Consider the following 10,776-nt stretch of genomic DNA (forward strand, 5'->3'; position numbering starts at 1 on the left):
CGCGTTCGGAGGCCTACTTTGTTTTCCCTCTGGCGCAAGGCACGCCGGGAAAACAGTGCGGCCTCGCGGCTACTGGGGACTACCAGCCTTCGCTTCGCTCTCCATGGCTGGCAGCGAAGGTTTGAAGCCAATTGACTAGCAATACATGAGAAAAACAACACAGCATATCGGCAAGTCAGCAGTAACGCCTTGCCTGATGCTGAGCCATAAAACAAAAACATCAACAGCGCCTACTTTACCATTGTCACGTGGATTTGGATAATGTTGCCAATCCGAGATAAGGTGCGAAGCACTTATTCGAGCATTCGTTCTGAGAAATAACTACCCCCAAATACTGCATCCCACGCTTCTGCTGCATCTCTATTGGAGCAGTCGCCAGAAAAGAGGATCGAGAGCTTTTTCAGTGCATCACCAAGGCGAAGACGAAAATGAACCATGCATGCATCCTCAGCTGTTTCTGTCAACATCTCGTCTAGCACAGGATGTTCCACATCAAGATCGTACTGAAGACGTCCATGAATCGCGGCCATGGTCTCATACAAAGCAACATCATCACGCTCAGGGTTGGGTACATATTCATCATGTACCAGCTTGGATATGACAAAACCACTAGGCATATTCCACGATGCACGGCTTCTCGCAAATGCCTTCAGTAACCGGGTTATACGCCGCATCTGACGACCATCACTTGTGTCAGGGCTTTTCGCAACTACTGCCTTGTTAAACCAATCCGTCACTGCTTCTGGGTCAGATCTCTTCCACTCATCAGCACTTGCAATTTCTAGAATGATGTCACCGAAGAATCCCTGCCTTTCACGATAGACAGGAATATCTACATGATGGCCCTCATTGTAATAAACGCGAACACAATTCTTGCGCATTTCAGGCTGCCGATTAAATCGCGAGTCTTGTAGTGCCACGCAAACCATTTTCCTAACTTGCCGAGGTGATAGTTTTCCGCCACGTGGTCCAATAAGATCTTCAGCAACAAAGACTATGCCATCATCGATATCATATTCATTATTAGGGGCATGAATGATCGTATCCATTGCGTACGACCCTTGGATAATGTATCCGCGTGGAACAGGCCCTTTGACTTTTCCAAGGGCAGTCTTAATTCTGTCGCGATTTGTATCCCTGTTACTGCGAAGCCTTCCCTGAATTGAGTCAGATAACCGAATATACCGACGATAAAACTCTCGCAACACCCAGTCGCAATCGTACATTTTACAGGGGCGTCGACTAATCATATTGCCAAGAGCTACGCCCCCGGCTACAACAGCCACAAACCCCACAACTCGAACAACCAAAGGATTCATGAACTCATTCCCATCCAAGATTTGATGATCATTTTCACTTGGCTTTTGTGAATATCTCGTACTTTGTATCGATCCTTCATAGTACCGTTTCCTGTACCATAGTCAGTACTTCATCCTTCTTAACCAGTGAGACATGAAGGCCTTCCGGTGGCAATGCAGTTCCTACAATAATCATGACAAAGGCATGGAGTTCATGAACTGAGCGTTCAAAACACTCTGTCATGTTATGTAAATCTTCATTCGATGGACGGGGAATCTTCTCCGGATGCGTATGCCAATCACCGATAAAATGAAGCCCACGAGCATAACGATCACGAATTTCTCGATGCTGTAACCACCGGTTTGGACGAAATATTGTTCGGCCACGGCGATCCAGCCATTTGGGACGAGTTGCTTCAACTATAATTGTATCTGAGCCATCAAAATGCCCGAATAGTTGGCCGCCTGCTTCTTTTTGAGATGAACCGATCTGGCGAAACCGGATCATAGTGGAGATTGCCTTATCCGAAATGATCAGCGAAGCGCCACCAGGCGTGAACCCATACCGCAGGCTCATCCCAGTCCTCCACATTCAGGACAGTCTGGATCGCGTTCGAACATGACATCTAAAACTGAACCGCCGGATCCAGGATTACCATGCCGGTCTACCCAATCAGAATTCCACTTACCCCCTGTATGATCGAGCAGTTTCTTATGGCCAAGCCATACTCTATGCGTTGAGCTATCTACCCGTCCAAGTAGAATATCAAGCGAAAGATCTGCAACTAGAGCGTGCACATGAGTCAGTTCCACAGCACCATAGGGCTGAAATAGCCCACCGCAGCTTGGAATAGAGAGCATGGTATCCTTTTTTTCCCATTCGGTTACAGGGAGACGTATATTACCAAGGTCATCCATCAAGCAACGAAGGCAACCTTGCCCATTGAACACTACTATCGCATGCCCAACAGCAGCATGAGGTTCTAACCAGCCTGACAAGACAGGCGGAAATTGCTCGGACTCACAGAAAACTGAATTTAGTAGACTTTCAACCTGCCAACTCCCTGTAACCGATATTATGAGATCAGCAGAATAAAGCTGTTCTAACTCATCCTCAGCAAAGCGTTCGAACGGTTCAGCATATCCTTCTATGGTCAGGTGCGGAAAGCGGGCCGCAACTTCACGGGCCATCTCGCCTGCCTTTCTCAAGCCAACTGCGCTAACACCCAACGCATGCCTACTGACGTTTTCTGATCCAAGGAAATCATGGTCAATAATGGTGATCTTTCCAACACCTGCTTTCGCGATTAGTTCAACGACGGTACTGCCCAGCGATCCACATCCGACCACCACAACTGACTTATCCCCTAACGCGCATACATCATCATTATGGTCTCGACCGTGAATCCATGACGCATCATAACGAACAACCCTGGCTCCAACGATCTGGCCGGCGCCATATCGCGCGAGTAAAACCCGGTCAGGCGGGCGACTGCGAAATCCTTTCATCAGTGCATTACCAGAACGCCCAACCGATTTAGGCTCGTGGATGCGTATACCCGCGAATCCCGCACCGTGTCTGCCATTAAACCCCAATACAACGGTCTTGTAGTTAGCCTGGTCTTCGAGCAACAGTTCTCTGACCATTTCTTGACCAACCCCGTTTGAACGCAACAGCGACATCAACGCTGATACAGTTGCGGGATACTCCGATGGGTGAGGAGGACGCGGCAACCAAATCAGAGGGACAGACTGAAACTCTGCCTTTTTTGAAGACTTCTCGCCATACCTGTTTCTGAGCCAGCTTTGCAGCTCTTCCACACTTTCAGCAACCAGCGTGTAGTTTTTCCCATGCCATGCACTTACCCAACGCGACGGCCCCTCCGGATGACACAGCAAATTCATCAAAGCCGTGGTCTTATCCCATCTGATCCAATAGCTATGGAATTCGTCCTCAAATCGTTCCAGTCCATCACCAGCGAGATTGGCTCGAATAAGCCCTTGCGCGTCATCAAGAAGAGACAGCACTACCGATCTCGGATCACTAATCGAGACATGCGCTGATTCCGGTAGCAGACAGAGAAGTCCGTCTTCTTCTAGGTTTGGCCACGTAAGGACTGGAGGCGCAGGTGATACAGCCACACGCGGTGGACAGAAGGGAAAGTCCCTAGTAACTAGCAACCGTAGATTGTAGTCAGAGTCGCCACAAAGGCCAGGTATTTCCCACCCCTGGACAAACCGTTTCGGGCAGGCGGATAGCTGTCTAACAGTAAGTGCACGGGCATGATTAAACTGCCCAAGCAGTTCTACTACTTGGCGAACCGCCTCTTCGTATCGATCATCAGGCAAACCGCCCTCCACCTCGCTTGTCTACCACGCGTGGATTTCTCTGTTCAGAAACAAGGTTGCCAAGTATGGCAGCATTCGCAGTTGCAGAGTTCTCTGCCGCATCCTCTTTATGGCGAGCGGAGAAGAAATCGGTATTGAAAACCTTATCCCACGCGGCGAGTGCATTCTTGCTTGTACAGTCAGCATCATCCAGAACAGCAAGATCGTCGAGTGCTGTAGCCAGTTTGTCCCGTAAAAATGCCGTACTCTCGTCACTCGAACCCTTCGTGAGCATCGCGCCTGGGGTTACCGGATGCTCTACTTCAAGGTTCACAACAAGCCGGTCACGCATACGCTTCATGGTCTCGCGCAACGCAACATCTTCACGTCCATCATCAGCTACGTAGCACTCTTCGACTAACTTCGTAATTGTGAACCCGCTGGCGATCTGCGCTTTCCATCCATCCCGACTGCGTGCAAATTTCTTAATAAGGCGCACGATGCGGCGAAATTGACGCCCGTTGTTCTCATCGGGACTTTTCGTCTGGTTCACATGATCGAACCAGTCTTCCACATCGGCCGCGCGCGATAACACCCAGTCATCACCAGAGGCCAGCTCGTACTGTTGGTCATAGTCTCGGATACGGTATATGGGCATATCAACGTGATATCCTTCTTCGTAGAAGATTCTCACGCAGTTTTTCATCACTTTTGGCTGCTTGTTGAACCTCCCGTCTTTAAGAGCATCACACACTATCTGACGCGCATCGCGTGGTGACATATCGTTTCCGTCTTCATCCCGGAGTGACTCCTGCGTAAAGTACACGCCGTCATCGATGTCGTAATCATTGTCCTGATCCTGCACCATCGTGAGCATCGCGTAGGATCCCTGCTTAATGAACTCTTTTGGCAACGGTTTATCGTCAGACTCCAGGCGATTAACCAAACGATCTCGATTAGAATTTCTACGATCACGCATTTCCGTACGTTGAGAACGCAGGAGAGTCACCTCGTCGTTGTGATAGGCCAAAACATCTTTTGCACAATCATACATATCAATTTACCTCCATTGGTCAGGCCTCTCTTGGAGGCATATCGTTGAATACCGATTCAATCATGCAGCCTTCGTCCGTACCTTGCTGAATCGCACTATTGGTCATGTGTGCATCCTGTCTCGCATGGCGTATTAGCGCCTCCAGTCCTTCTGGACGAGTTTCATCAAGGTCGAGATACTGAAGCATGGCACCCGGGATCTTTTCTGAAGGAAACCTGACTATTCGAACCGGTTTCTTAAGATGCGGTATCAGGAACTTAGCCATCATGTCAAAAGCAAACTCCTGTGATGCAATCGCGACCTTGGCCGCCTCCCCGCCAAATTTCCACTCCAAGAGCCCTCGATGTATTTGATCACGCCTGATTACCTCACCTTCCGGTTTTCCACAGCTTCCCAAGCTGAAGATCTCAATTTCTTCGTCACGGTCACCGAGTATCCGTAGAGCTTCAACAAGTGCTACTACAACTGGATTGTTTGCCCATAAGCCACCATCTGTGAAAATGTCGCAACTGTCGCCACCCGGTTGGTCGATAGCGGCGAGCGAGCGGAAGAGCGGCGCTGCACTGCTCGCCAGGCATATATCGATAAGAGTGTATTTATCGTCTCTGTGGTCACTCTTGGGATCATGTGGCGTCTTGAATACCCAAGGCCGGTAAGTGGACATATTCACTGCTGGTATAGCCAAAGCAATGGCGCGCTCATCCCATACTTGACGCATCGTCATCTTTCCAAACACTTGGGTAAGCGAGCCCTTGAGCGCATCATTCCCGCTTTCTAGATACTTTGGCCGTTTTCGCAACTGAGTGATGAGGTCCCAATTCAGTGCTGATGGCATCCTTTTTGGGAAGATCATTGGGCCGTGGTTCCTGTAGAGCTGCACCATCTCTGAAGGTGATACCCCCTTTGCCAGACCACAGCCGATGATCGCTCCCGTGCTTGTTCCTACGACGAGGTGAAACGCCTTCCCTACATCCAGACCTTGTGGCAGCTCACGTCGTTCTGCAAAAGAGCGTTCAAGAGCTTCAAGATACGCAGCAGTGTAGATACCACGCATGCCCCCGCCATCAATACTTAATACTCTAAATGCCATCCGAATCACCTTGGTCAAACTTTCGTGCTTGCCCAATATTTTTCACTTTGTACATTATTTGCCACATCTTCATACCACTACGCCTAAATCTCGTTCAGTGAAGCTGATGAACGGAAGCGCAAAAAAAAACTAACCAATCCGATAATATGCGAATTCTACGCCTCCTGAACCCGCAGTCTCTTCTCTACGCAGCAAAAACCCTTGCTGCCACAATTGTTTGAACTTGTTACTGGCATTCGCGATGGACATGCCTGGTGTTGCAACTGCAAAATCCGCCGCCCTCGAACGCGAATGCTTTAGCGCAAAATCGAATGCTGCCTGATTTCCCTGACTTGGCTGCATCCCCACTACGCGTCCGACACCATCATCCCAAACCATCACGGGCTGTTGCTTTCGCTCGGCTGCTGCTTCCCAATTTTCCAGCATGTCCGCATCAGTCAAATCAATAAAACAAAAGCCTTTACTACCTCGATATCGGCGTGCGACCTCTACAACCGTTTCAGACGCGAAGGAGATATCAACCCGCCGAACACCACTCAAAGAAACCTTGAATACCATAACACCCGGGTGGTTCTCCACGAAGCTGATTAGCTTCTGGTAAACCACCCGACCTTGATCACGCCCCCAACCTTCAGGGGATTCCATAAAATCAAACAATCGGATCACAACCGAAATCTCATTCATCTCGTTAAGTGAACCAGATTCAGGTGCCATTGTCAAGCCGGAATGTGAAACAAATATGGGTACCCCAAATCAACGGAAGCTGTTCGTAACAAAAAGCAGTATCAGGTCGATACTCCTGTGTACCAGGCTTTAGCAGGACGCGGGCATTTGGTAGCCGGACATCCAGTTCAGCTTTATATTTCATGGCCTTAGCGGCACTGCCCTTCAAACCGCATCCACGATCAGCGCCATGCCGCGAGATTCCCTGTCGGAAAATTTCAACCAGAAGATCAAGATCCGATAGGCGAAGAAGGGCCGGTGCCTCCTGTTTTAGAGCTGGCCTGAGTGTTTCCATAATTCCCAGACCACTATCTGAAACAGCTACCTTGAGATTATCCCCACCCGAGTACACCTGCAACGCAGCATAACCATCTAATGGGGTCTGGCTGTGGGAAAAGATATTGTCGATAAGCTCCGCAAAGATTGTCCATGCTGCTCCCTCAAGCTCAGAAGCATCAGACCGATCACCGCAGGCACTTATAAGCGCCTCCGTAAGGCGAGAAGGCAACGCATTATCGCGAACTTCCCTGTTTATACGCGCAATCTCTACCAACCCTGCGTTCATACCACCAAATATTTCAGCGCCCGAAAAATCCGGCCGACCTGGTAAGACCTCAACCCTGGGAGATAGGTGATCGAAAAAACCCATCCGATTCAAGTAACCCATGGCTCCATCCAAACCCTCTTCGAAATGAAGCCGAACACGGTGCATGGAGTGATCCAGCTGATTGAACAAGGAGAGGAGGCGCAGAGCTGCATCGATCATCACCTTAGAGCCAGTGGGAAACTTGAAATCTACTTTCGCATTATCTGGGTCATGAGGCTCACAGCCGGAGACAAGCACTTCTTCAAGCACTCGGGCACTGATCCAGTTTGGAGGGAATTCGATCAGGCAAGTCATTCTGTTTCCGGCCACACGAGTCAAAAGGTCAATTTATCGTTAATTGCTAATTCTTGCCATAACCCTTTGCCCAAACAGCCATCGGCTTTGTCACTGTGTTGCAGCGGACATCTGCGCAACTATGGCCAAATCTCTTGTACGCCAAAGATCGCGTAGATCGGCTGGGCGACCCACAAAGCGAGACGTGGCTGCCAGAATACCGTTGGCACTTCTGTCCCGACAAGAAATGCCGGGCAATCTATCCAGCGCGTCTGCTGTTCAAACCGTTGATAAAAACCCAGATTATGGTAGATTCATGTACTCTATTGTACACGTTTGACACTATGTAGGCCTATCTGACACCTGCCGGGCACAAATCGATGGATGAAATTTTGACGATCAAAGAAGTTGCGGAATACCTGAAGGTCAATGAACGTACAGTCTATCGACTTGCCTCCGGAAAAAAGATACCGGCCTTCAAAGTCGGGAATGCATGGCGATTTCGGAAAGACGAGGTCGACCAATGGATCAAAGATCAATCAAATCAAGGGACTGAGGCGGATTAGCGTGATAACGAACCACCACGCAAAATACTACGCCCACGAGCTGACCCGCCAGGCTGCCGGGGATGATATCGACCGTATCTCAACATCGCTTTTCGATGCCAGCGTTGATCTCAACCCCCATCAGATCGAGGCAGCCTTGTTTGCATTGCGCTCACCCCTTTCAAAAGGTGTGCTTCTGGCTGACGAAGTCGGTTTGGGTAAAACCATTGAGGCCGGACTTGTGCTTTGCCAATACTGGGCAGAGCGTAAGCGCAAGCTGCTCATTATCTGCCCCGCCTCTCTGCGCCGTCAGTGGGCGGCCGAACTCAGCGAAAAATTCAACCTTCCCACCGTAATTCTGGATGCCACCAGTGTCCGCAGACAACGGCAGGAAGGCATTTACAATCCATTCGATCAGAACAAGGTCATCATCCTGTCGTACCACTATGCCAGCCGGATGGAGGATGAGTTACGCGCCATCCCCTGGCATCTGGTTGCATTCGATGAGGCTCACAAACTCAGGAATGCCCACCAGAAGAGTAACCGCATGGGTCAGGCACTACGTCGAGCGCTGTATGGTAGACAGAAATTGCTGCTTACGGCCACGCCACTCCAGAACAGCCTGATGGAGCTATATGGCCTTTCCACACTAATCGACGAACATATCTTCGGCGACGACAAAGCCTTCCGTAAGCAGTACCTGCATGCTGGGGCCGATACAAATGAACTGCGCGATCGGCTGTCCAGTTTTGTCAAGCGCACCCTGCGCAAACAGGTCCTAGAATATGTACGCTATACCGAACGGCGCACCTTCACCCAGCCGTTTACGCCCAGTGACGATGAGCAACGGCTCTACGATGCCCTTTCTGCTTTTATGCTTCGCGAAGAGTCCTACGCCCTCCCCAAAAGTCAGAGACACCTGACAATCCTGATTCTACGCAAGCTACTGGCATCCAGCTCATACGCAGTAACCGAAACATTGAATCGTATTCGCAACAGACTTGTATCCCTTCGCGACCAGCAGCCTGTCACCGAAGAATTCCTCAATCATCTGATTGAAGAGGACGAGCTCGAAGAGGAATACCTGGAGGAACTGGAAGACACCAACGGCGTCGAAACTGAAAGCGAATCAGCAATCGACCGTAAACAGGTCGAACAAGAAATAGCCGAACTGGAGCAGTACATCGACTGGGCCAAGGCTATCAAGACCGACGAAAAAACCAAACAACTCCTCACGGCTCTGGGAACCGGATTCAATGAAATGGAAAAGATGGGGGCCCCGCGCAAGGCCATCATCTTCACGGAATCTCGCCGCACACAGGAGTATCTCAAAGCCTACCTAGAAGAGAATGGCTTCAAGGGGAGACTGGTCACCTTCAACGGCACCAACACCGATCCCGAATCCACAGCCATCTACCAACAATGGCTGGAGACCAATCGGGATAGTGACAAGATCACCGGCTCCCGGCCAGTAGACCGTCGCACCGCCCTGATTGAGCGATTTAGAGACCAGGCCGAGATCATGGTTGCCACAGAGGCTGCTGCGGAGGGTGTCAACCTGCAATTCTGCTCCATGGTCATCAATTACGATCTGCCCTGGAACCCGCAACGCATTGAACAACGTATCGGGCGTTGCCACCGTTATGGCCAGAAACACGACGTGGTTGTGGTCAACTTTGTTAACACCCGCAACGAAGCCGACAAGCGCGTGCTGGAACTTCTTACCGACAAGTTCAATCTGTTCAATGGTGTGTTCGGGGCATCCGATGACGTGCTGGGCCGGATCGAAAGTGGCATCGACTTTGAAAAACGCATCCTCGATATCTACCAGAGCTGTCGCTCACCTAAAGAGATTCAATCGGCCTTCGAAGCCTTGCAGAAAGAACTGGAGGCGGATATCTCAGAACGGCTTGACGACACACGCCAACTGCTTCTCGAGCACTTCGACGAAGATATTCATGACCTGCTCAAGATACAGCTTGACCAGGCACAGCAGCGCCTGGACAAGGTGGGCCGCTTGTTCTGGGAACTCACGCGCCATGTGCTGAGCGGGCACGCCCGCTTCGACGACGAGAAGCATGACTTCGTACTCACTAAGGCACCGACTGAAAACATCCATCCCGGCCATTACCAACTCATTCGCAAAGGATTAAAAGACGAGGAAATCAGTGCCGAACACCTGTACCGTCTCACCCACCCTCTTGGAGAATACGTACTAGACACGGCAAGAGCCGGAGAAACATCAGAGGCCGAGATACAGTTCGACATCTCAAACCATCCGGGCAAAATTTCGGTAGTCGAGGCACTGAAAGGCCAATCCGGCTGGCTCTGCCTCGACCTACTGACCGTCGATTCCTTTCAACGGGAAGAGCATCTGGTCTTTACTGGCGTCATGACAGATGGCAGGCCACTCGATCAGGAAACCTGCGAGAAACTCTTTTCCTGCCACGCTGCATCGAGGCCAACGCCCCTGAACGGTGCACCCGTCCCACAAACATTGAATGCCAACGCCGAACGCCACAGCCAGGCGGTTATCAGCCGCATTCTTGAGGCCAACAACCGCTTCTTCCAGGCCGAGCGGGAGAAGCTGGAAAAATGGGCGGACGACAAGATCCTGGCTGCCGAACAAGCCTTGCAGGACACCAAGGCTCGAATCCGCGGGCTAAAACGGGAGTCCCGGCAGGCAGAAACGGTCGAGCAGCAGCATGACATCCAGAAACAGATACGGGATCTGGAGCGCCTGCAACGCCGCCAGCGCCAGCAGATCTTCGATGTCGAAGACGAAATTATCGAAAAGCGCGACCAACTGATCGAGGCTCTCGAACAAAGAATGAACCAACATACACAGACCGATCGCC

Annotated in this window: 9 protein-coding genes; 2 read left to right on the forward strand and 7 right to left on the reverse strand. The window is 50.6% G+C overall.

The features are described from left to right. Positions 1 to 293: 293 nt before the first annotated feature. From ACOCD2_RS05995 to ACOCD2_RS06025, 7 genes are all read right to left on the reverse strand, one after another. Positions 294 to 1,319 carry a cyclic GMP-AMP synthase DncV-like nucleotidyltransferase gene (locus ACOCD2_RS05995; RefSeq protein WP_419608968.1) on the reverse strand — a complete coding sequence of 342 codons (1,026 nt, stop codon included), beginning with the start codon at positions 1,317 to 1,319 and terminating at the stop codon, positions 294 to 296. A gap of 76 nt (positions 1,320 to 1,395) precedes the next feature. Next, positions 1,396 to 1,875, reverse strand: coding sequence for a Mov34/MPN/PAD-1 family protein (locus ACOCD2_RS06000; RefSeq protein ID WP_419582621.1), 480 nt, complete (start codon positions 1,873 to 1,875; stop codon positions 1,396 to 1,398). Continuing rightward, entirely contained in the window at positions 1,872 to 3,659 is a 1,788-nt protein-coding gene (locus ACOCD2_RS06005; RefSeq protein ID WP_419582620.1) for a ThiF family adenylyltransferase, read from the reverse strand. Before ACOCD2_RS06005 ends, ACOCD2_RS06000 begins: the two co-directional genes overlap by 4 nt. Then, positions 3,640 to 4,680 (reverse strand): cyclic GMP-AMP synthase DncV-like nucleotidyltransferase, encoded by a 1,041-nt coding sequence (locus tag ACOCD2_RS06010; protein ID WP_419582619.1) that lies wholly within the window; start codon positions 4,678 to 4,680, stop codon positions 3,640 to 3,642. Before ACOCD2_RS06010 ends, ACOCD2_RS06005 begins: the two co-directional genes overlap by 20 nt. 19 nt (positions 4,681 to 4,699) lie before the next feature. Further along, positions 4,700 to 5,806 (reverse strand): CBASS cGAMP-activated phospholipase, encoded by a 1,107-nt coding sequence (locus ACOCD2_RS06015; RefSeq protein WP_419582618.1) that lies wholly within the window; start codon positions 5,804 to 5,806, stop codon positions 4,700 to 4,702. Between the two features lie 93 nt (positions 5,807 to 5,899). Beyond that, positions 5,900 to 6,490, reverse strand: a complete 591-nt coding sequence (locus ACOCD2_RS06020; protein WP_419582617.1) for a hypothetical protein — start codon at positions 6,488 to 6,490, stop codon at positions 5,900 to 5,902. Further along, the gene (locus tag ACOCD2_RS06025) at positions 6,474 to 7,394 is read right to left on the reverse strand and encodes a hypothetical protein (protein WP_419582616.1); all 921 of its coding nucleotides are present in this window, start codon (positions 7,392 to 7,394) and stop codon (positions 6,474 to 6,476) included. The genes ACOCD2_RS06020 and ACOCD2_RS06025 overlap by 17 nt, the downstream gene beginning before the upstream one ends. Before the next feature lie 371 nt (positions 7,395 to 7,765). Here ACOCD2_RS06025 and mads1 point away from each other — a divergent pair, with 371 nt between their 5' ends. Together mads1 and ACOCD2_RS06035 are read left to right on the forward strand one after the other, a co-directional pair. Next, positions 7,766 to 7,939, forward strand: a complete 174-nt coding sequence (mads1, locus tag ACOCD2_RS06030; RefSeq protein WP_419625644.1) for a methylation-associated defense system helix-turn-helix domain-containing protein MAD1 — start codon at positions 7,766 to 7,768, stop codon at positions 7,937 to 7,939. Position 7,940: 1 nt separating this feature from the next. Then, a partial coding sequence (locus ACOCD2_RS06035; protein WP_419601219.1) for an SNF2-related protein occupies positions 7,941 to 10,776 on the forward strand: 2,836 nt, incomplete at its 3' end.

Origin of the sequence: Thiolapillus sp. (assembly GCF_048562965.1) — a bacterium.
GTDB classification, from domain to species: domain Bacteria; phylum Pseudomonadota; class Gammaproteobacteria; order Chromatiales; family Chromatiaceae; genus Thiolapillus; species Thiolapillus brandeum_A.